This window comes from Pseudomonas sp. Larv2_ips (genome assembly GCF_963879675.1).
Classification (GTDB): domain Bacteria; phylum Pseudomonadota; class Gammaproteobacteria; order Pseudomonadales; family Pseudomonadaceae; genus Aquipseudomonas.
Genome location: NZ_CAWOAW010000027.1, coordinates 775,934 through 800,356, shown reverse-complemented (window position 1 = coordinate 800,356; position 24,423 = coordinate 775,934). Strand labels below are relative to the sequence as shown.

2 protein-coding genes are annotated in these 24,423 nt (G+C 65.5%); both read right to left on the bottom strand.

The features are described from left to right. Positions 1-112: 112 nt before the first annotated feature. Positions 113-11,437, bottom strand: a complete 11,325-nt coding sequence (locus tag AACV02_RS20610) for a non-ribosomal peptide synthetase (RefSeq protein ID WP_119741632.1) — start codon at positions 11,435-11,437, stop codon at positions 113-115. After that, on the bottom strand, positions 11,434-24,339 hold the full coding sequence (locus AACV02_RS20605) for a non-ribosomal peptide synthetase (protein WP_119741630.1): 12,906 nt from the start codon (positions 24,337-24,339) through the stop codon (positions 11,434-11,436). The genes AACV02_RS20610 and AACV02_RS20605 overlap by 4 nt, the downstream gene beginning before the upstream one ends. Positions 24,340-24,423 lie beyond the last annotated feature (84 nt).

Sequence of the window (24,423 nt, the reverse complement as noted above, 5' to 3'; positions counted from 1 at the left end):
CCCGCTGTAAGAGCGGAACCATAAGTGGCCGTGACCGCAGCAATGGATAGGTACACTGCCGCACCGCTGTCGCAGGCAAGCCAGCTCCCACTTTCAGATCGGTGTATGCCGCTCACGACACCACCTCCCCAATCACCACACCCTCAAGCCACCACTGCGCCAACCCCTGAACATTCGGCGTTTTAAGCAACGTAAAGTGGTTCCCCGGCCCATACCAAACTTCCAGCCCGCTGCCCTGCCGTCGCCACCCCTCAATCATCAGGCTCTGTTCGCGCTGATTGCCCGCCGCATCCAGCGAAGGGTCCTCAGCCAACACCAACCGCACCACGCCGTTGTAACGCTGATGCGGCTGATACACCGTGCGCAACGCCGCTGCATAAGTGCGCGCCGGTCCGTCCATGGCATCCACCGCAGAGCGCCCCGGCAACAGTCCAACGCCCACCATTGCCGCATGCAGCCATTGCCGCTGCGCCACTTCATCACGCCCGGCAAAGTCCACGCGGTCGATACCCAGCGACTTGCCGGCGGCCAGTTGCATCGCCTCGATCAATCGCAACATCGCCGCCGTGGTGGTGTAAGGCCGCCCGGCGCCGCCCGGCGCTTCGCTGTCAATCACCGTCAACGACGCCACCTCACGGCCCATCGCCTGCAACCGCAGCGCCATCTCCAACGCGATCCAGCCACCAAACGAGTGCCCCACCAAGTGCACCGGCCCTTGCGGACACTCCTGTGCAAGCGCCGCCAGATAACACTGCGCCGCCGCTTCGACCTGGCTATGCGGCACCGCCTGGCCATCGAGCCCGCGCGGCTGCAAGCCGAACAGCGGCCAGTCACGCCCCAGCGCTTCGCTCAACCCCACATACCCGGTGACGCTATCGCCCGCACCCGGCACGCAGAACACCGGCGCATACCCTGCCCGCCCACTCTGAATGCGCAGCAGCGGTTGATGCGCCACCTGCGCCACCGGCGAACACACGGCCAACGCCTCGCTCATCGCTCGCCCCAGCGCCTGAATATGCGGCGCCTGCATCATGCTCTGGTGATCGCCTGGCACCTCCACCCGGCGCAACTGCCCAGGCGCCAACGCATCCTCCCACCCCAGCGAAACACTGCGCCGCGACAACTCGGTGGGCCGCTCTTGCGCGCTGAACAAATGCACCGCGACCGGCAACGGGAACAGGCTGTAATGCGCCAGCGCATGCCCATGCCCGACCTCCCGTTCGATAAAACTCAAGAGGTCCGCGTCCGCAGCCGCTGCCATTTGCGCGTATAGCAAACCTTGACCGCGACAGCGTTGCAGCAGACCCGCAAAGTCCAGCTGTCCAATGCCCGCCTCCAAGTATTCAAGGCTCGCCAGCTCATCCACACCTCCCTGTGCTTTCCAATACGCCGTGCACTGCAACAACAAATGCCGTTTCAGCGCATCCGGCCCGCTCCAGCGCGCCTTGCCCTGATCGGTCATGCGCGGCACATAGCTGTCGATCAAGCCGAGGAAGGCCACCGCCTCATCCAGCCCGAGTAATTGCATCGCCACTTCATAGGCCAGCACGCCGCCAAACGACCAGCCTGCGAGCCGATAGGGCCCGTGGGGCTGGATGCCCCGAATCAACCCGACCAGGCGCGCGGCCAGGCCTTCCATGGTGTTCAGATGCGCTTCGCCAAGCGCCGCGCCCGGCAGGCCATAAATGGGATAGTCGCCGGGCAGGTGTTGGCCCAGCGCCGGGAAGTACACGTCCATGCCACTGAACTCATGCAGCAGAAACAGCGGCGGCTGCGAACCGCTGCTGCGCACGGTAATCACCGACGTCTCGCGCGCCGGCGCCTGCGTGCGCTGCTGCAGCATCGCCGCGACGCCAGCCACGCTGGCATGCTGGAACAGCTCGGCCAGGGACACCTGCAACCCGGCCTCTTCCATCAGATTGACCAGCCGGATTGCCAGCAACGAATGCCCGCCCAGCTCGAAGAAGCTGTCATGTCGCCCAACCTGCTCCAGCTTCAAGACTTCGGCCCACAGGTTGGCCAGTTGCTGTTCCAGCGCATCGCCAGGCGCTTCGAAATCACGGCGATTCAATGCGTCCAGCGCCGGAACCGGCAAGGCTTTGCGGTCGATCTTGCCATTGGCCGTCAGTGGCAAATGCGCCAGCGGTACATAGGCCGATGGCAGCATGTAGTCCGGCAGCTGGCCCTGCAGGTGCGCCCGCACGCTGTCGAGGTCAACAGGTGCGTCAGCCCAGGTGAAGTAAGCCGCCAGGCGCTTGTCACCCGGCACGTCCTCACGCGCCAGGACCACCACGTCCTGAATACCCGCGAAGGTCGCCAGGCGCGCTTCGATCTCACCCAGCTCAATGCGAAAACCACGGATTTTCACCTGGTCGTCATTGCGTCCGATGCACTCCAGCAAACCCTCCTGGGTCCAGCGACCAAGGTCACCGGTGCGGTACATCAAGGCACCGGCGTTGAAGGGGTCGTCGACAAACTTTTCAGCGGTCAGCTCAGGGCGGTTCAAATACCCCCTGGCCACGCCATCGCCGCCGATGCAGATCTCACCGGTCACCCCCACCGGCACCGGCTGCAACCAGGCATCCAGCACGTGAATATGCGTGTTGGAAATCGGCCGGCCGACGGGCACGCTGTCGGCGTCATCGGCAATCGCCTGCACTTCATGGGTGGTGGCATAGGTGGTGGTTTCCGTCGGCCCGTAGCAATGCACCAAACGTAACCCTGGCGCCTGCGCCAACAGGCTGCGGAACGCCGCCGCGTCGGCGCGCTCGCCGCCGCAGAGCAACATGCGCAAGCCGGCCAGCGCTCGCGGAATCAGCTGCACGTACTGGTTGAACAGCGCCGTGGTGACGAACAGCACAGTCGCGCCGTGCAGCGCACTGCCGAACGCGGCCGGGTCGAGCAAGGTCGCGTGGTCGATCACCTGTACCTGCCCGCCGTTGAGCAACGCGCCCCACACGTCCATGGTGCTGGCGTCGAACGCCGGGTTGGAGGCGAAGGCAATGCGGTCGGCCGCATTGAAGTCGGCGTAGCCGTTGTTGAGCACCAGCCGCGTGATACCGCGATGCGGCACCAACACGCCCTTGGGCGTACCCGTGGAGCCGGAGGTGTACATGATGTACGCCACACTGTCCGAGGCTTGTGACAAGTCCGGGTTGTGGCTCGGTTGCGGGTCAAGAGTCAGGGTGTCCAGGTCCAGACGCCGGGCGGCGTAATCGATGGACGCGTCGCTGCGGGTCAGCAGCCAGCTCGCGCCGCTGTCCTGCAGCATAAAGCCCTGGCGCTCGGCGGGCGCGTGGATATCCAGCGGCACATAGGCTGCCGCGCATTTGAGAACCGCCAGTTGGCTGACCAGCAGATCGAGCGAGCGCGGCAGCAGGATCGCCACGTTATCGGCGGGCCGCACGCCCAGGCTCAGCAGGTGATGGGCCAGGCGATTGGCGCGGGTGTTCAATTGGCCGTAGCTCACTGCCTGCTCGCCATGCAACGCCGCCACCGCGTCAGGCCGCGCCTGCGCCTGGGCTTCGAACAGGCGCTGTACCGTGTGCTCGCGGGGGAATGCACGCGCGGTGGCGTTGAACACCGCCAGCTGTTGGCGTTCGGCGCTGGGCAGTATCGGCAGGCGGCTGATGGCGATTTCACGGTTGTGCTCCAGCGCATGCGCCACCTGTTCGAGTGCCTGGTGCAGGTAGCCACACAAACGTCGGGCACCCTGCCCCATGGCATGCACGCTGAACCCGTCGCCGAGGTCATCGACACTCACCGACAGCCCGTAAGTGGTGTGTTCCTCGGCCTTGAGCAACTCGATGCCCTGCCAGGCCTGCGCCACGCCGCCGGTTTGCGCCGCGCTGTGGCGGTAGTTGAACAGCACGCTGAACAGCGGCGTCGCCACCGGCACTGCGCTGCAACGCTGGGCCAGCGCCAGCGGCGCGTGCTCATGGCCGAGCAGTTGGGTCAGGCGAGCATGAGTCGCACGCAACGCCGTACGCACCGAGTGCTCACCCAGATCGACCCGCAGCGGCAAGGTGTTGATAAACACGCCCATGGCGCGCTCGGCGCCTTCGCCGCCCTGCAGACGGCCGAGCATCACGGTACCGAACACCACACGCTCGCGCCCGCTGACCTTGCCCAGCACATGGGCCCAGGCCAGGTGCATCAGGCTGGCGGCGCTCACGCCCGCTTGACGGGCCTGGGTGCGCAGGCGCTGGCTCAACTGAGGGTCGATGGTCAGATGCGCTTTTTCATCGACACCCAGGTTTTCGACCTCGTTGGGCTCGTCGATCTCAGCGAGCATGTCGCGGAAAAACGCCTCGTGATCGTTAACCGCCAAACGGGTCTGGGCCACGTAATTGCGGTACGGCACTGCAGCGCCCAACGCCGCGTCGCGACCCAACAGAAACGCCTGCATTTCGTGCTGCAGGATGTCCAGCGCGATGTGGTCCATCACCAGGTGATGAAACAGCAAGGTCGCCACCACGCGCTGCGGTTCCTGCACGTAAACCAGGCGCATCAGCGGCGCTTGAGCCACATCGAGACGCGACGGCAACGGCCCTGTTTCGACGCTTAACGAGGCTTCACGCCAAACCACCTGCACCGGTTCATGAAGGCCATCCCAATGGAAAGAGGAACGCAGCACATCATGCCGCTGGATCACCGCCTGCAACGCCTGGGCAAAGGCCTGCAAGCGCACCCGGCTGTCGAACGCAAACTGCGCCTGCAGCAGGTACGCATCGCCTTCGAGTACGGCGCGGTGGTGGTAGAGAATGCCGGCCTGCAACGGCGCCAGCGGGTAGATGTCCTGCACATTGGCCGCCCCGCCGGGAATGCGGGCGACAATGCGCTCGATGGCCGGCTGATCCAGCTGGATCAGGGGCAGCATGTCCGGCGTGATGTGCGTGCAGCCGGGTGCGATGCCATTGGCCGGCACCGCCACTTCACGCCCGCTGCCCAGCGCCGTCGCCAGGGCCGACAAGGTCGGCTGGCCAAACAGCACCTTCACATCCGCCGACAACCCGAGGCGGCGCATGCGCCCCATCAGGCTCACGGCCAGCAACGAGTGCCCGCCCAGCTCGAAGAAGTTGTCGTGACGGCCCACACGTTCCACGTTGAGCAGCTCGGCCCACAGGCTGGCCAGGGCGATCTCGGTATCACCCTGGGGCGCCTCGTACTCGCGCATCACCACCGACTCCAGGCCTGGCTCCGGCAAGGCTTTGCGGTCGAGCTTGCCGTTGGGGCTCAGTGGCAAGGCGTCGAGATGGACGAAAATCGCCGGCACCATAAACTCCGGCAAGTGGTGCAGCAGATGGCTGCGCAGCACGTCGATTTCGCAGTGCGCACCGGTGTAGTACGCCACCAGGCGTTGCTCGCGGGCGATGACGGCCGCTTCATTGATCGACGGATACTCGGTCAGGCGGGCCTGGATCTCGCCCAGCTCGATGCGTAAACCGCGGATCTTCACTTGGTCATCATTGCGGCCCAAATATTCGATATTACCGTCCGGCAAGTAGCGCCCGACGTCACCGGTGCGGTACATGCGTCCGCGGGTAAAGGGATCATTCAGGAAGCGCTCGGCCGTCAGCTCAGGCCGATTCAGATAACCGCGCGCCACTTGCACGCCAGCGATGAACAACTCGCCGACTACCCCCAACGGCACGGGCTGCAACTGGCTGTCGAGCAGGTACATGCGCGTGTTGGCAATGGGTTTGCCGATTGGCGTGTTGTCCGGCGTCACTGTGCCCGCGCAATTCCACGCCGTGACATCCACCGCCGCTTCGGTCGGGCCATACAGGTTATGCAATTCACTGCCCGGCAACTGCTGCTTGAAGCGCCGCACCAGGCTGCCCGGCAGGGCTTCGCCGCTGCACATCACACGCACCAGCCCCGCCGCCTGGCGCACATCGCCATGGGCCAGGAACACATCCAGCATCGACGGCACAAAGTGCAGCGTGGTGATCTGCTCAGCCTCGATCACATCGCACAGGTACTCAGGCTCTTTATGCCCGCCAGGGCGCGCCATCACCAACCGTGCGCCCGTCAACAGCGGCCAGAAGAATTCCCACACCGACACGTCGAAGCTGAACGGGGTTTTCTGCAGCACCGAGTCCTGCGCCTTGAGGCCATATTCGTCCTGCATCCACAGCAGGCGGTTGACCACCCCGGCGTGTTCGTTGATCACGCCCTTGGGCTGGCCGGTGGAACCGGAGGTGTAGATCACATACGCCGTCACGCCCACTGCCTTCGGGTTATCCAGCGGCTGGTGCTGCCAGCAAGGGTGGTCCAGATCGACCACCGGCACCGCACCCAGCAACTCACGCGTAGAGCCTTGAGCCAACACCACTGCCGGCGCACTGTCCTGCAGCATGTAGGCAATACGCTCCAGCGGGTAGGCCGGGTCCAATGGCACATATGCGGCGCCCGCCTTGAGGATGGCGTACAGGCCCACGACCATTTCCAGGCTGCGCTCCACGCAAATGGCCACGCGCGAATCCGGCTGCACACCCAGCGCCAGCAAGTGATGGGCCAACTGATTGGCCTGCCCATTCAACTCGGCATAAGTCAGCTGCCGTTCGCCGGCCTTGACCGCAATCGCGTCCGGGGTGCGCTTGACCTGCGCCTCGAACATCCCGTGCAGGGTCTGGTCGAGGTTGTAATTGACCTCGGTGGCGTTGAAATCAAACAGCAGGTGCTGACGCTCACGGTCATCGACCAGCGACGCATGCTCAAGCACCGCCTGGTCGTTTTCGACCATCGCCTGCAACACGCGGGTGAAGTAGCCGACGTAACGCTGCACGGTCGACTCATCAAACAGCGCCACTGCATATTCCAGCGCGCCAAGAATGCTGCCCTGCACTTCGCCAAGGTTCAGCGACAGGTCGAATTTGGCAAAGTGGCTGTTTTCGACGATGCCTTCCAGAGCCAGGTCGCCCAATGCGAGGGTCGGTGCGCTGCTGTCCTGCCAGGTCAACAGGGTTTGGAACAACGGGCTGTGGGCCAGGCTGCGCGGCGGCCGGGTGATTTCCACCACCTGTTCGAACGGCAGGTCCTGATGGGCCTGGGCTTCCAGCGTCAATGCCTTGACCCGCGCCAGCAGCGCCTCGGTGCTCAACTCGCCCGAGGTGTCGATGCGCACTGCCAGCGTGTTGACGAACAGGCCGATCAGCCCTTCAACCTCGCTGCGCGTGCGGTTGGCCACCGGCGAACCGATCACCAGATCGTGTTGCCCGGACAGCCGCGCCAGCAGCGAGGCCCAGGCACTCATCAAGGTCATGTACAGCGTGGTGCCGTGGCGTTGGCTCAAGGCCTTGAGCCCGGCGGTGAGGCGTTCATCCAGGCGCACTTCGACGCTGCTGCCGGCGTAATCCTGCTGCGCCGGGCGCGGGCGGTCGGTGGGCAACGTCAGCAAGGCCGGCGCGCCTGCCAGCGCCTGCTGCCAATAGCTGCTCTGGCGCTGCAGCACGTCGCCGCTCAGCCACAGGCGTTGCCACACGGCGAAGTCAGCGTACTGGATCGCCAGCGGCGGCAACGGGTCGGGCAGGCCGTGACTGAAGGCCTGGTACAGCGCCATCAGCTCGCGGGTCAGCACGCCCATCGACCAACCGTCGGAGACGATGTGGTGCAAGGTCAGCAACAGCACATGGTGATCGTCGGCCATCACCACCAGCCGCCCGCGCAGCAGCGGGCCGCGCTCCAGGTCGAATGGCGCCGAGGCTTCGCCATGAATCAAGGCATCCAGCGCCTGCTGGGGTTGCGGGTGGCGGCGCAGGTCCTGCACTTGCAGCGGCAGCACGTCTTCGGCCGGCACAATCAGCACCTGGGCGTCGTCGCCGTGTTGAGCAAAGCGGCTGCGCAGGGTTTCGTGGCGCGCCACAATCCGCGCCAGCGCCCGTTGCAGCGCCTCGACATGCAACTGCCCACGCAGGCGCAGGCCGATGGGGATGTTATAGGCGGTGTTGGCGCCTTCCATCAGTGCGAGGAACCACAGGCGCTGCTGGGCGAACGACAGTGGCACGGGTTCATCGCGGCTGGCCGGGAGAATATCCGGCAACGTGCTGCGCCCCGATTGGGCCAGGACTTCGGCGACCGCCGCCAGCTCGGCATTGGCAAACAGGTCGCCAAGGATCAGCTCGACACCCAGACGCTGGCGCACCTGGGAGACCATGCGCATTGCCAGCAACGAGTGCCCGCCCAACTCAAAGAAATGGTCGCGACGCCCGACGCGCGCCACGTGCAGTACATCGGCCCAGATCTGCGCCAGCACGCTTTCGATCTCGCCCTGGGGCGCCTCGTACTCGCGGGTAAACACCGCAGCCATGTCCGGCGCGGGCAAGGCCTTGCGGTCGAGTTTGCCGTTGGCGGTGAGCGGCAATGCCTCGAGCTTCACGTAGGCAACCGGGACCATGTAGTCCGGCAGCTGCGCCACCAGATGGGCGCGGATATCGCCAACCGCCAACGGCGCGAACGACGGGTTTTCAGTGAAATACGCCACCAGCCGATCCTCACGGACCAGCACCACCGCTTCCTGAATACCCGGCAATTGGTTGAGCTGGGTTTCGATCTCGCCCAGCTCAATGCGCACGCCACGGATCTTCACCTGGTCGTCGTTACGCCCCAGGTACTCGAGATTGCCGTCCGGCAGCCAGCGCGCCAGGTCGCCGGTGCGGTACATGCGCCCAGCGTTGAACGGGTCCTGCACGAAGCGCTCGGCCGTCAGCTCAGGGCGGTTCAGGTAACCGCGCGCTACGCCTTTGCCGCCCACGTACAGCTCGCCGGCAACCCCCAGCGGCACCGGCCGTTGCTGCTCATCCAGCAAGTACACCGTGGCATTCGCGACAGGCTTGCCGATATGCAGCGGCTGGCCCGCCTCCACCTTGCCGGACGTGGCGACCACCGTGGCCTCGGTAGGCCCGTAGTTATTGATCAACTCAAAACGCTGGGCCCGCGCGAACTGGCGCAGGCGATCACCGCCGATCAGCAAGGTGCGCAAGGTCGGGTGTTCGATCTGTTGGCTGAAGGCGTACTCGGCCACCGGCGTGGGCAAAAAGCACACGTCCAACGGCTGCGCGCACCACCACGCGAGCAAGGCGTCGATGTCTTCGGTGCCGTCATGGGCCGGCGGCAGGTGCAGGGTCGCGCCGACACACAGCGCCGGCCACACTTCCCAGGCCATCGCATCAAAGCCGAAACCGGCGACACTGGCGGTGTGGCGCCCGGCACACAGGTCAAAGGCGCGGCAATGCCAGTCCACCAGGTTGGCCACGGTGTGGTGTTCGACCATTACGCCTTTGGGCAGGCCAGTGGAACCGGAGGTGTAGATCACATAGGCGAGGTTAGAGGGCGTGACATCGACCGTGGGGTTGCTCGCCGAATGATGCTGCCAGGTAAAGCGGTCCAGGTTGATCACCGGCACTGGCAGCGCGGGCAGTCGGTCCAGCAGCCCCTGTTGCGTCAGCACCGCCACCGGCGCGCTGTCGGTGAGCAAATAATTGAGGCGCTCGGCCGGGTGGGACGGGTCCACCGGCACATAGCAGGCGCCGGCCTTGAGGATCGCCAGCAACCCGGCCAGGGTATCCAGGCCACGGCGGGCGACGATCGCCACGCGATCGTCGGGCTTGACCCCCAGCGCCAGCAGGTGATGGGCCAACAGGTTGGCTTGCTGGTTCAGCTCGGCGTAGGTCAGTTGGCGGCCTTGCTGCACGGCGGCGATGGCCTCGGGCGTGCAGGCCGCCTGAGCTTCGATACGCCCGTGCAACGTGGTGCCTTGAGGGAAGTCGGCGTGGGTCGCGTTGAACTGCTCCAGCACTTGTTGTTGTTCGGCGGCGGGCACGACCGAGACTTGATTGAGCGGTGTCTGTGGCGCCTGCTCCAGCGCAGTCACGAGGTTTTCCAGCGCGGTTTGCAGGTAGGCGCAGACGCGCTGCGGGTCCACCTGGGTGCTGGCGAGCAAGCTCAAGGCAAAGCCTTCGCCGAGGTCATCCACGCTCAGGGTCAGCGGGTAGTTGGTGCGTTCTTCGGCGCTGAGCGCCGCGATACCTTGCCAGGCCGACACGGCAGCGGCGCTGGCGGCCGGGGCGCTGTGGCGGTAGTTGAGCAACGCGCTGAACAGCGGCGTCGGCGCGACCACGCCGCTGCAGCGCTGGGCCAGGGCCAACGCGGCGTGTTCGTGGCGCAGCAAGGTGGTCAGCCGCGCGTGGGTAGCCTTGACCCCGGCGCGCACGTCCTCGGCGCCCACGTCCACGCGAAACGGCAGCGTGTTGATGAAAATGCCCAGTGCCCGATCGGTGTCATGGCTGCCCTGCATGCGGCCCATCAATACGGTGCCAAACACCACGTGCTCTTTACCGGCCAGTACACCCAGCACCTGGGCCCAGCCCATATGGAACAGGCTGGCGGCGCTCACCCCCAGTTGCCGGGCCTGCGCACGCAGGCGCTGGCCCAGCTGTGCTGCCAGCGGCAGGCTGACTTCGGCAATCCCGCGGGCATCGCCTTGCACGTCTTGCAGGCCAAATGGCAAGGTCGGCTCGCTGATGTCGCCGAGCATCTGGCGAAAGAAACTCTCGTGCTCCTGCTCGCTGATCCCCAACCGCGCCTGCGCCACATAGTTGCGAAACGGCACCGCCTGGCCCAGCGCTGCGCCCTGCCCCAGCAGGCACGCCTGCATTTCATGGCACACCACTTCCAGGGCGCTGTGGTCGAGGGCCATGTGGTGAAACAGCAAGGTGGCGACGATGCGCTGATTGGCCGGATCTTCGGCACGCACCAGGCGCAGCAGCGGCGCCTGGGTCACGTCGAGGCGATAGTGGCGGGCATCGAACAACGCGTGCAACTGCGCGGCGATATCGCCCTCAGCCGGGTCCAGCGCCAACACCTGCACCGGCAGTTGCGCCTGGCGCCAGACCACTTGCGACGGTTCCTGCAACCCGTCCCAGACCACGCCGGTGCGCAGGATGTCGTGGCGGTTCATCACGCTTTGCAGGGCGTGGGCAAAGGCCTCAAAACGCGCCAGGCTGTCGAACGCAAACTGCGACTGCATCACGTACGGGTCGCCCTGCTCGGCGCTGACATGATGGAACAGAATGCCTTCCTGCAACGGCGCCAGCGGGTAGATATCCTGGATATTCGCCACACCGCCATCAACTGTGGCGACGATGCGGTCGATCTCGTCCTGGCTCAGGGTCGACAGGGTCAGCATGGCCGGCGTGATGCGCTCGGCGCCCGCCGGGATGCCATTGGCCGGCACCGTCACTTCACCGGCCTTGGTCGGCGAATACTCACCGGCCTTGATCAGCTCGATCAACGCCGGCTTGTGCTCGCGCAACGCGGCAAGAATCGCCGGGTCGCTCAGCGCCTGTTTATTGCCCTGCACCGACAACTGTTCGCCCTTGAGCGCCAGTTGCACATCCTTGGTTTTCAGCGTCGCCAACAGCTCAGAAATGCTCACAGGACGATCTCCATTCGTTCGGTTATGGCGGCGTAGCCGGCCAGCGTCGGCTGTTCGAACAACGCCCGCACATCGGCTTCCAGGCCTTCCTGGCGCAGGCGTCCGATCAAGCTCACGGCCAGCAGCGAGTGCCCGCCCAGTTCAAAGAAGTTGTCATGACGCCCGACCCGCTCGACGTTGAGCAACTCGGCCCACAGCCTGGCCAGGAGGATCTCGGTATCACCCTCTGGCGCCGCGTACTCGCGCACGATCAGCGCGTCCATGCCCGGCGCAGGCAAGGCCTTGCGGTCGAGCTTGCCGTTGGGGCTCAGCGGCAGCGCGTCACGGTGCATGAACAGCGCAGGCACCATGAAGTCCGGCAGGTGCTGCAGCAGGTGCGCGCGCAGTTGCTCGATGTCGGTGGGTACGCCGGTGTAGTAAGCGACCAGCCGGTCCTCGCGGGCCACCACCGCAGCCTCGTTGACCTGCGCATGTTCGAGCAGTCGCGCCTGGATTTCCCCCAGCTCGATGCGCAGGCCGCGGATCTTCACCTGGTCATCGTTGCGGCCCAGGTACTCGATATTGCCGTCGGGCAAGTAGCGGCCAACGTCGCCGGTGCGGTACAGGCGCCCATGGGTGAAGGGGTCCTTGAGGAAGCGTTCGGCAGTCAGCTCGGGGCGATTCAAGTAGCCACGCGCCACTTGCACGCCGCCGATAAACAGCTCGCCGACCACGCCCAACGGCACCGGCTGCAATTGCGGATCCAGCAGGTACATGCGCGTGTTGGCAATCGGCTTGCCGATCGGCGTGTTGTCCGGCACCTCGGGACGCGCGCAGTTCCAGGCGGTCACGTCCACGGCCGCTTCGGTGGGGCCGTACAGGTTGTACAGGCCGATGCCCGGCAGTTGCTGCTTGAAGCGCCGCACCAGGCTGCCCGGCAAGGCTTCGCCGCTGCACATTACGCGCACCAGGCCGTTCGCCTGGCTGACATCGCCGTGGGCCAGGAACACGTCAAGCATCGAGGGCACAAAATGCAGCGTGGTGATCTGTTCGGCCTCGATCACTTCGCACAGGTACTCAGGCTCTTTATGGCCACCCGGGCGCGCCATGACCAGGCGTGCGCCGGTGAACAGCGGCCAGAAGAACTCCCACACCGACACGTCGAAGCTGAACGGGGTTTTCTGCAGCACGCTATCACTGGCCTTGAGACCGTACGCGTCCTGCATCCACAGCAGGCGGTTGACCACCCCGGCGTGCTCGTTGATCACGCCTTTTGGCTGGCCGGTGGAGCCGGACGTGTAGATCACATAGGCCTGGTGCCGGGCGGTAAGGCCTGGCACGTGGGGGTTGCCAGCCGGTTGGTGCTGCCAGGTGGCGTGGTCCAGGTTGATCACCGGCACGTCACCCAGCAACGCGCGGGTGGTGTCTTGCGCGAGCACCACCACCGGCGCGCTGTCTTGCAGCATGTAGGCCAGGCGCTCGCGAGGATAGGCCGGGTCCAACGGCACATAGCCGCCGCCGGCCTTGAGGATCGCAAACAGGCCGATGACCATGTCCAGGCCGCGCTCCACGCAGATGCCTACGCGCGAATCCGGCTGCACGCCCCTTTCACGCAGGTGATGGGCCAGGCGGTTGGCGCGCTCGTTGAGCGCGCTGTAGGTCAGTTGCTGATCGCCGGACTTGACCGCCACGGCCTGCGGCGTGCGCTCGACCTGGGCTTCGAATAGGCCGTGCAGGGTTTGGTCGAGGTTGTAGTTGACGTCGGTGGCGTTGAATTCCACCAGCAGTTTTTGCCGTTCCTCACTGCCCACAATCGGCAGGCGATTGAGCGGCTGATGCGGCGCCTGCTCGAGGGCTTCAACCAGCCCTGACAAAGCGGTCTGCATGTAAGCGCACACGCGTTGCGCGTCGATTTGCGCCAGCGCGGTGACGTCATAACCATCGCCCAGGTCATCCACGTTCAAGGTCAGCGGGTAGTTGGTGCGCCCGTCGTTGACCAGCGTCTGCATGCCTTCCCAGGCCTGCTGCGCCTCGGCCGACCGCGTGGCGGCGCCGCGATGGCGGTAGTTGAGCATTGAGCTGAACAACGGCGCCGGGGCTGCCACGCCGCTGCAGCGCTGGGCCAGCGCCAGCGACGCGTGTTCGTGCCCCAGCAGCGCGGTAAGCCGTGCATGGGTGGCCCGCACCGCAGCGCGCGCACCTTGTGCGTCGATGTCCAGGCGCAGCGGCAAGGTATTGATGAACACCCCCAGCGCGCGGTCGGCGCCCTCGCCGCCTTGCATGCGACCCACCAGCACCGTGCCGAACACCACGCTGTGGCGACCCGAGGTGGCCGCCAGTACCTGGCCCCACGCCAGGTGGAACAGGCTCGCCGTGCTTACCCCCAGCAAGCGCGCCTGGGCGCGCAGCCGGCGGTTGAGGTCAGTGTCCAGGCGCAAGCGGTGTTCCTGGATCGCGTTGCCGTCGCCGCGCACATCCTGCAAGCCGAACGGCAAGGTCGGTTCATCGACGTCACCGAGCATCTGGCGAAAGAACGCTTCATGTTCCTGCTCGCTTACGCCCAGACGCGCCTGGGCCACGTAGTTGCGGTACGGCATCGGCGCCGCTGTTGGCGCGGCGTGGCCAAGCAAGTGGCCCTGCATTTCGCGCAGCACCACGTCGAATGCGGTGTGGTCGAGGGCGATGTGGTGATAGAGCAACACCACCACCACACGCTGGTTGGCCGGGTCCTGGGCGTACTTGAGGCTGATCAACGGCGCCTGGCTGAGCGTCAGGCGGTAGCGTCGCGCATCGAAACGCTGATGCAGGCCGGCCAGTACATCACCTTGCAGGTGCAGCTCTTCACGCGGCAGTTCAGCCTTGCGCCACACCACTTGCAGCGGTTGCGCCAGGCCTTCCCAGACCACGCCGGTGCGCAGGATGTCATGGCGGTCGATGACCTGTTGCAGCGCCTGGGCAAAGGCGTTCAGGCGCTCAATGCTGTCGAACGCCAGGTGCGATTGCAGCAGGTAAGGGTCGCCCTGCTCGGCGGTGATGTGGTGGTAGAGAATGCCCTCCTGCAACGGCGCCAGCGGGTAGATATCCTGCACATTGGCAGCGCCGCCGGGCACGCGGCTGACGACGTCGTCGAGGGTTGAGGGGTCGAGTTCCACCAACGGCAACATGTCCGGAGTGATGCGCTGGCAGTCGGCGGTGATGCGGTTGGCCGGCACCTGCACTTCGCGGCCACTGCCCACGGCGGTGGCCAACGCCGCGAGCGTGGGCTGGCTGAACAGCACCCGCACGTCAGCACTGAGGCCGACCTGGCGCATGCGTTCGATCAGGCTGACCGCCAACAACGAATGGCCGCCCAATTCGAAGAAATGGTCATGCCGGCCGACTTGCTCCACCTGCAACACCTCGGCCCAGATCCGCGCCAGGGTGGTTTCCACCGCGCCTTCCGGCGCTGCGTAATCGCGGCTCGGCAACGCGGCTTGGTCGGGTTGCGGCAAGGCCCTGCGGTCCAGCTTGCCGTTGGCGGTCAGCGGCAGCGTGTCGAGCCTGACGTAGGCTGCTGGCACCAGCGCGTCGGGCAGCTGTTGCTGCAGTTGCGCACGCACGGTTTCAATCGCCAGCGGCCAGTGTTCGGTGAACCAGGCCACCAGACGCCCCTCGCGCACCAGCACCACGGCTTCGCGGATACCGTCCAGCGCGGCCAGGCGGCTTTCGATTTCGCCGAGTTCGACGCGCACACCGCGCACTTTGACCTGGTCGTCGTTACGGCCCAGGTACTCGATATTGCCGTCGGGCAGCCAGCGCACCAGGTCACCGGTGCGGTACATGCGCCCAGGGTTGAACGGGTCCTGCAGGAAGCGTTCGGCGCTCATCTGCGGGCGGTTCAAATACCCCCGCGCCACGCCACGGCCGCCCACATACAGCTCACCGGCGACACCCACCGGCACCGGGCGCAACTGCGCGTCGAGCACATACACGCTGGCATTGGCGATGGGTCGGCCGATATGCAACGCCTGCCCGGCGCGCACGCGGCCGGAGGTGGCGACCACCGTGGCCTCGGTAGGCCCGTAATTGTTGATGACCGCAAAGCGCCGCTCCTGGGTGAACTGACGCAGGCGATCACCGCCGATCAACAGGATGCGCAAGGTCGGGTGGTGCAGGTTCTGACTGAAGGCGTACTCGGCCACTGGCGTGGGCAGGAAGCTGACGTCCAGTGGCTGCGCCAGCCACCAGGCGAGCAATTCGTCGATGTTTTCATTGCCGATCTCCGCAGGCGGCACGTGCAAGGTCGCGCCTGCACAGAGTGCCGGCCAGACCTCCCAGGCCATCGCGTCAAAGCCAAACCCGGCGACGCTGCTGGTGTGGCTGCGCGCGTCCAGGCCGAAGGCCTCGCAATGCCAGTGCACCAGGTTTTCCACAGTGCGGTGTTCGACCATCACGCCTTTGGGCTGGCCGGTGGAGCCGGAGGTGTAGATCACGTAAGCCAGGTGCGCCGGGGTCAGGCCGGCCAGCTGCGGGTTGCTGACGGCGTGGTGTCGCAAGCACTCGTCGAACAGGTCGACAGTGGCCTGCGTGCCCAGCAGGTCACGGGTGCTTGCCTCGGCCAAGACCGCTACCGGCGTGCTGTCCTGCAACAGGTAGGCGATACGTTCGGCGGGGTAAGCCGGGTCGATAGGCACGTAGCCGGCGCCGGCCTTGAGAATGCCCAGCAGCCCGACCAGCATCTGCGGTCCACGGCGACAGCAAATCGCGACGCGGTCGTCCGGCTGCACGCCGAGTGTCAACAGGTGGTGGGCCACCTGGTTGGCGCGTTGATTGAGCTGCTGATAGGTCAGGACTTCGCCGTCCTGCTGCACGGCAATCGCGTGAGGCTGACGTTCGACCTGGGCTTCGAAGGCGCCGTGCACGGTGTGCCCGGTCGGGAAGTCTGCGGCCGTTGCGTTGAATTCGCGCAGCAGGGTTTCGCACTCTGCCGGCGGCAGCACTGGCAATTGATTAAGCGGGGTGCTCACCGAGCGTTCCAACGCCGCAACCAACTGCTCCACGGCGCCGTGCATGTAGCCACACAAGCGCTGGGCGCCGATCTGCGGCAGTGCCAGCACGCTCAGGCCAAAGCCTGTGCCGAAGTCATCGACGCTGAGGGTCAGCGGGTAATTGCTGCGCTCCTCACCGCCCAGCAGTTGCACGCCTTCCCAGATGCCATGGCCATCGCGGGCCATTTCGCCGGGGGTGCTGTGACGGTAATTGAGCAAGGCGCTGAACAACGGCACGGCCGTCGGTACGCCGCTGCAACGCTGGGCGAGGGCCAACGACGCATGCTCGTGCCCCAGCAGCGCGCTCAAGCGGGCATGAGTCTTCTTGACGGCCGCCGCAGCAGCGCACGCCACATCGACGCGCAGCGGCAAGGTGTTGATGAACATGCCCAACGCACGGTCAGCGCCCTCACCCGCCTGCATACGCCCCATCAGCACCGTGCCGAACACCACCTCATCGCGCCCGGACACCAGCCCCAGCACTTGCGCCCACGCCAGGTGCATCAGGCTGGCCGCACTCACCCCCAGCACCCGCGCCTGTTCACGCACCCGCATTGCCAACGCGGCGTCCAGCGGCTGTTCGGCCTCTTCGATAGCGCGGCCGTCGCCCTGCACGTCCTGCACGCCAAAGGGCAAGGTCGGCTCATCGACATCGGCGAGCATGTCGCAAAAGAACTGCTCGTGTTCCGCCACGCTGACACCGAGGCGCGCTTGGGCCACGTAGTTGCGAAACGGTGCAGCGTCGGGCAGTGCCTCGGCCTGGTTGAACAGGAACGCACGCATCTCCTGGCCGACCACTTCCATGGCGGTATGGTCGAGCGCCAGGTGATGGAACAACAGGATTGCCGCGACCCGATTATTCGCCGGGTCCTGGGCATAGACCATGCGCAGCAGCGGCGCCTGGGTGATGTCCAGGCGATAGTGGCGGGCATCGAAACGTTCGTGCAGTTGCTCGATGACGCCGCCCTCAGCCGGGTCCAGAACAACCTCTTGCACCACCAGCCGGGCCTCGCGCCAGACCACTTGCACCGGGCTGTCCAGACCTTCCCAGACCACGCCGGTGCGCAGGATATCGTGACGGGCCGCCACCTGTTGCAGCGCGCCCATGAAGGCGTGCAAACGCTCAAGGCTGTCAAACGCTATGCGCGACTGCAGCAGGTACGGGTCGCCCTGCTCGGCGCTGATATGGTGATAAAGAATACCTTCCTGCAGCGGCGCGAGCGGGTAGATATCCTGCACATTGGCCGCGCCACCCGGCACCGTGGCGACGATGCGCTCGATCGCTGCCTGGTCGAGTTGCACCAGGGTCAGCATCGACGGCGTTATCTGGGCGCAGCCGGCTGGAATGCCATTGGCCGGCACCTCGACCTCACGCCCGCTGCCGACTGCCGCTGCCAGCGCCGCCAGGCTTGGCTGGCTGAACAGCACACGCACATCCGCGCTCAGGCCCACCTGACGCATGCGCTCAATCAGGCTCACCGCCAGCAAGGAATGCCCGCCCAACTCGAAGAAATGGTCATGCCGGCCGACACGCTCAAGCTTGAGCACGTCCTGCCAGATCTGCGCCAGCAAGGTTTCCACCTCGCCCTCCGGCGCCTCGTAACCCCGGCTGAGCAGCGCGCTCTGATCGGGCACGGGCAGGCCCTTGCGGTCGAGCTTGCCGTTGGCGGTCAGTGGCAACAGTGCCAGCCACACGTAAGCCGACGGCACCATGTAGTCCGGCAACCGGCCTTGCAGATGAGCGCGCAGTGCCTGGATGTCCAAGGGTGTCTGGGCGGTGTAATACGCCACCAGGCGCTTGTCGCCCGGCTCGTCTTCGCGGGCCAGCACCACCGCGTCTTTTACGCCGGGGAACGCGGCCAGGCAGGTTTCGATTTCGCCCGGCTCGATACGAAAACCGCGGATCTTGACTTGCAGGTCGTTACGCCCCTGATACAGCAAGGTAGCGTCGGCCTGCCAGCTGGCCAGGTCGCCGGTGCGGTACAGCAGGCCTTCGCCGAAGGGGTTGGGGATGAATTTTTCTGCCGTCAATTGCGGCTGGTTCAAATACCCGTTGGCCACACCGGCGCCGCCGATATACAGCTCGCCAACCACACCCAGCGGCAGCGGTTGCTGGCGCGCGTCGAGCACGTAGGCCTGGGCATTCGCGATGGGGCGACCAATCGGGATACTGCCCGCACCCGGCGCGGTGATTTCAAAGGTGGTGGAGAACGTGGTGGCCTCGGTCGGGCCATAGCCATTGAGCAGGTGCTGGGGTTTGCCGTGCTGGAGCACACGGCCGATCACCTGCGGGTCGAGCACATCGCCGCCGACGATCAGGTAGCGCAGTTGGCGGAACACCGGCAGCAACGCATCGGCGTATTGATGGAACAGGCCTGCGGTCATCCACAACACGCTGACGGCTTGCTCCTGCAACAGCGAGGCAAACGCCGCCTGGGACAGCAGCACCGCATGCTCGACCACCACCACACAACCGCCATTGAGCAACGGCGCCCACACGTCGAGGGTGCTGGCATCGAAGGCCGGGTTGGAGGCGAATGCCACGCGGTCGCGCTCATTGAAGTCGGCATAGCCGTTGTTCAGCACCAGGCGCGAGATCGCGCGGTGCGGCACTTGCACGCCTTTGGGTGCACCGGTGGAACCGGAGGTGTACATGATGTACGCCACGCTTTGCGCCGACTGGGCCAGGTCGGGGTTGCGCGGCGACTGCGCGTCCAGGTTCAGGTCGGCCAGGGTATTGAGCACGCGGTGCGCACCGCTGTCCTGCACCATGAAAGCCTGGCGCTCGACCGGCGCATTGACGTCCAGCGGCACATACACCGCCGCGCACTTGAGGATCGCCAGTTGGCACACGAGTAAATCCAGCGAGCGCGGCAGTGCGATCGCCACGCTTTCGCCCGGCTGCACGCCCTGGCTGATCAGGTGGTGGGCCAAGCGGTTGGCACGGCGATTGATGTCGCGATAACTCAACGACAGCGCGCCCTGCACCGCCGCCACAGCGTCGGGACGGGCCAGCGCCTGAGCTTCGAACAGTTGGTGCACCGTGAGCTGCGACGGGTAGTCACGCGCGGTGGCGTTGAACGCCACCAACAGTTGGTGGCGTTCGGCAGCCGGCAGGATCGACACGGCCTGCAAGGGTGTGGTCGGCGCTTGCTGCAGCGCGGTCACCAGATGGCTCAACGCGGTGAGCATGTAGGCGCCTACGCGCTGTACATCCAGGCTGTTCACGCCCTGCACGGTCAGGGAAAACCCGCTGCCCAGGTCATCGACGTTCAGCACCAGCGGATAGTTGCTGCGTTCTTGCGAACTGAGAATCTCGATCCCGGACGCGGCGAACGGGCTGTCTCCCGGGGCTTCGCCCGGCGCGCTGTGGCGGTAATTGAGCAGCGTGCTGAACAGCGGCAACGAACCCGGTACGCCGCTGCAACGCTGTGCCAGCGACAGTGAGGCATGCTCATGCCCAAGCAACTGCGCCAGGCGTGCGTGGGTGGCGCGCACGCCGGCTTGCACACTGACGGCGCCAAGGCTGACGCGCAGCGGCAAGGTATTGATGAACATCCCCAGCGCACGGTCGGCACCTTCGCCGCCCTGCATACGGCCCAGCAACACGGTACCGAACACCACGTCCTGCTGGCCGGAGACCTGGGCCAACACCTGGGCCCAAGCCAGGTGCACCAGGCTTGCGGTGCTCACGCCAAGTTGTCGCGCCTGTTCGCGCAGGCCGTGACTGAGCGCCGGCTCCAGTGGCACGTGCGCGTCGACGATGCCGCTGCCGTCGCCATTCACGTCGTGCAAACCGAACGCGAGCGTCGGCTCGTCGATATCGCCCAGCATGTCGCTGAAGAAGGCTTCGTGTTGCGCCTGCGTCACCCCCAAGCGCGCCTGGGCCACGTAGTTGCGGTACTGCACCGCGTCCGGCAGCTGCGCGCTGGTGCCGGCGAGGCTGGCGCTCATTTCTTCGACCAGCACTTGCAAGGCGGTGTGGTCGAGCAGGATGTGGTGCAGCAGCAGAATGCCGACGTAACCGCCCTGCTGCTCGGCGTAGCCAAAGTGCATCAGTGAAGCGCGCGACAGGTCGAGGCGATAATGGCGTGGATCGAAGCGTTGTTGCAGTAGCGCCAGGGCATCAAGGCCGTGCGCGTCAATGCGCTCAACCGCCAAGGGCGCCTGGCACAACACCACCTGCACCGGTTCATCCAGGCCTTCCCAGACAATCCCGGTGCGCAGGATGTCGTTGCGTTCAATCACGCTGTGCAGCGCCTGGATAAACGCATCCACCGCCGCCTGGTCGGCAAAGCGCAACTGCACCTGCAACACGTAGGGGTCGCCCTCGGTGGTTGCCAGGTGGTGGTAAAGAATGCCGGCCTGCAACGGCGCCAGACCGTAGATGTCTTGCACGTTGGCAATGCCGCCAGGCACGCTTTCGAGGATGTGGTCGATAGCGGCCTGGTCCAGGGCCACCAGAGGCAGCATGTCCGGTGTGATGCGCTCGCAGGGGTCGACGATCAGGTTGGCCGGCACCTGCACCTCCTGCTGCCCGCCCACCGCCGCGGCCAGTGCAGCCAACGTGGGTTGGCCGAACAGCACGCGCACATCACAGCTCAAGTCCACTTGGCGCATGCGTTCGATCAGCTTGACCGCCAGCAGCGAGTGGCCGCCGAGTTCGAAGAAATTATCGTCGCGGCCGACCTTGTCGAGCTTCAACAACTGCTGCCAGATACTGGCGATGGCGGCTTCAACCGCACCTTGCGGGGCGGCATAGTCACGCCGCGCCAGCGCGTCGGCGTCCGGTGCGGGCAAGGCCTTGCGGTCGAATTTGCCGTTGGTGGTCAGCGGGAATTGATCCAGCCGTACGAAGGCGCTGGGCACCATGTACTCGGCCAGGCTGAGCAACAGGTGATCACGCAGCTCGGCAGCCCCAAGTTCACGCTCGGCGATCACGTACGCCACCAGGCGTTTGTCGCCCGGTGCGTCTTCACGGGCAATCACCACCGCATCACGCACGCCGTCGGCGGTGGCCAGGCGCGCCTGGATTTCACCCAGCTCGATACGGAAACCACGGATCTTCACCTGGTCGTCGTTGCGGCCCAGGTACTCGACACTGCCGTCGGGCAGCAGGCGGCCGAGGTCACCGGTCTTGTACATGCGCAGGCCGGTGGCCGGGTCGGCCAGGAAACGCTCGGCATTGAGCGCGTCACGGTTGAGGTAACCCCGCGCCACCCCGGCGCCGCCGACGTACAGCTCGCCGACCACACCAAACGGCAACGGCTCGCGACGCTCATCCAGCACGTACAGCTGCAGGTCGGGAATGCGCACGCCAATCGGGCTGACGCCGACCAACTGCGCGTCCGCGGCCTCCAGCGCGCGATAGGTCACATGCACGGTGGTTTCGGTGATGCCGTACATGTTGACCAGTTGCGTACCGGCGTTGATGGCGCGGGCGTACCACGGCTTGAGCATGCCGGGCTCAAGGGCTTCGCCGCCGAAAATGACCTGACGCAAGGAGTGCGACTGGGCGCTTTGGGCCGCAATCAACTGGCGGAACGCGCTGGGCGTCTGGTTGAGAATGCTCACGCCCGCGTCGCAGATCAGCGCGTAGCACTCATCCGGCGAACGGCTGACCAGTTGCGGCACGATCAGCAATTGGCCGCCGTGCATCAGCGCGCCCCAGATTTCCCACACCGAGAAATCGAACGCGAAGGAATGGAACAGCGCCCATACATCATTGCGATTGAAACCGAACCAGTGGTCAGTGGCGGTGAACAGCCGTGCGACCTGGCGATGTTCGATCATCACGCCTTTGGGCAGGCCGGTGGAGCCTGAGGTGTAGATCACGTAGGCCAGGTTCGCCGGGCTGAGGGAGATGCGCGGGTTGACGATGGATTCGCCGCGCAGGCTGTTGAGGTCGATCTGCGCGAGCTCGCCCACCAAGTGGTGGGTGTTGGCTTGCACCAGCACGGCCAGCGGTTCGCTGTCAGCCAGGGTGTAGGCGATGCGCTCCAGCGGGTAGGCCGGGTCAATCGGCACATAACCGGCGCCGGCCTTGAGGATGCCCAACAGACCGATGATCATCTCGGGGCCACGTTCAACGCAGATCGCCACGCGGTCATCCGGGCGCACACCCTGCGCAAGCAAACGGTGGGCGACCTGGTTGGCGCGTTCATTGAGTTGGCGGTAGGTCAGGCGCTGAGTGTCGAAGCGCACGGCGATGGCTTCGGGACGGGCGGCGGCATGGGTTTCGACTTGCTGATGGATCAGGGCGGTGTCGGCGTAGTGCGCGGGGCTTTGATTGAGGCGGTGCAGCAGGTGGTGGCGCTCGGTGTCAGGCAGGATGTTCAGGCCGCTCAGCGGCTGATCCGGTCGCTGCTCCAACGCATCGGCCAGGCTGTGCAGCGCGGTGTGCAGGTAAGCCGCAACACGTTGTGCGCCGATGACGGCATCGACCATCACCGTCAGTGCAAAGTCTTCGCCCAGGTCATCCACGTTGACGGTCAGCGGGTAGTTGGTGCGCTCCTGGGCGCCGAGCACCTGGATGCCTTCGGCCACGTCGATGACAGCGGCCATATCGGTAGCGGCGCTATGACGGTAATTGAGCATGGCGCTGAACAGCGGCGTCGGCGCCGCCACACCACTGCAACGCTGAGCCAGGGCCAGGGACGCATGTTCGTGGTTGAGCAAAGCCGTCAGACGCGCATGGGTGGCCTTGACCCCGGCACGCACGCCCTGCTCGCCCACATCCACGCGTAATGGCAAGGTATTGATGAACATGCCCAGGGCCCGCTCACCGCCTTCGCCGGCGCCCATCCGGCCAAGCATTACCGTGCCGAACACCACCGCGTCACGACCGGACACCACGCCCAATACACGCGCCAATGCAAGGTGCATCATGCTCGCCACGCTCACGCCCAATGGTCGCGCCAGGCTGCGCAGACGCCGGCTGAGGGCGCTGTCCACGGGGATGCGTGCCTCGTCGATGCCCTGCCCATCGCCTTGCACATCCTGCAAGCCGAAGGGCAAGGTCGGCTCATCGATATCGGCCAGCATTTCGCGGAAGAACGCCTCGTGCGCCTGCTCGCTGACGCCGTGGCGCACCTGGGCGATGTAGCCGCGAAACGCGACCGGCGCACCCGCCTGGGCTTGCTCGCCGGCCAGGTACAGCTGGATTTCATGGCGCACCACATCAAGGGCGGTGTGGTCGAGGATGGTGTGGTGGAACAGCAGCATCGCCACCACCCGACTGTTGGCCGGGTCGTCGGCAAACACCAGGCGCAGCAGCGGCGCCTGGCCAAGGTCCATGCGGTAGGTGCGTGCGTCGTAGCGCGCGAGCAACTGGGCCAGGGCGTCGCCGCCCTTGAAGTGCGCTTCTTCGCACACCAGGTTTGCCTTGCGCCACACCACTTGCAGCGGCTCGTCGAGGCGCTCCCACGCCATGGAGGTGCGCAGGATATCGTGACGGTCGATGACCCATTGCAACGCTTGCGCAAAGGCGTTCAGGCGTGCGCGGCTGTCGAACACAAACTGCGCGTGCAGCACGTAAGGGTCGCCCTGCTGCGCCGAAAGGTGATGGTAAAGCATGCCTTCCTGCAGCGGCGCCAGCGGGTAGATGTCCTGCACATTCGCCGCGCCGCCGGGGATGGCCGCGACGATACGGTCGATGGCCGGCTGGTCGAGGCTGACCAGCGGCAGCATGTCCGGGGTAATCCGGTAGGCCGGGCTCAGCCAGTCGCCGCCCTGCTCGGCCACCCACTCAAGCAAGCGCGGCTTGTGCGCGATCAGTTGATCCCACAGCGCATCATCCAGCGCTTCGTCGTCGCCCAGGATGATCAGGTCGCCTTCTTCCAGTTGCAGACGGATCGCGTGGGTGGAAATCGCTGCCAATAATTCGCTGAACTGCATGGGGGTAACCTGCCTGATAAGTCACGGTGAAGGAGAAAGTCCGTTTTCAGCTGCCGTTAGGATCGGGTGTGCTGGGCGCCTGAT

Coding starts and splice junctions, on each gene's coding strand:
- AACV02_RS20605 (WP_119741630.1), bottom strand. CDS start 24,339: ATGCAGTTCAGCGAATTATTGGCAGCGATTTCCACCCACGCGATCCGT.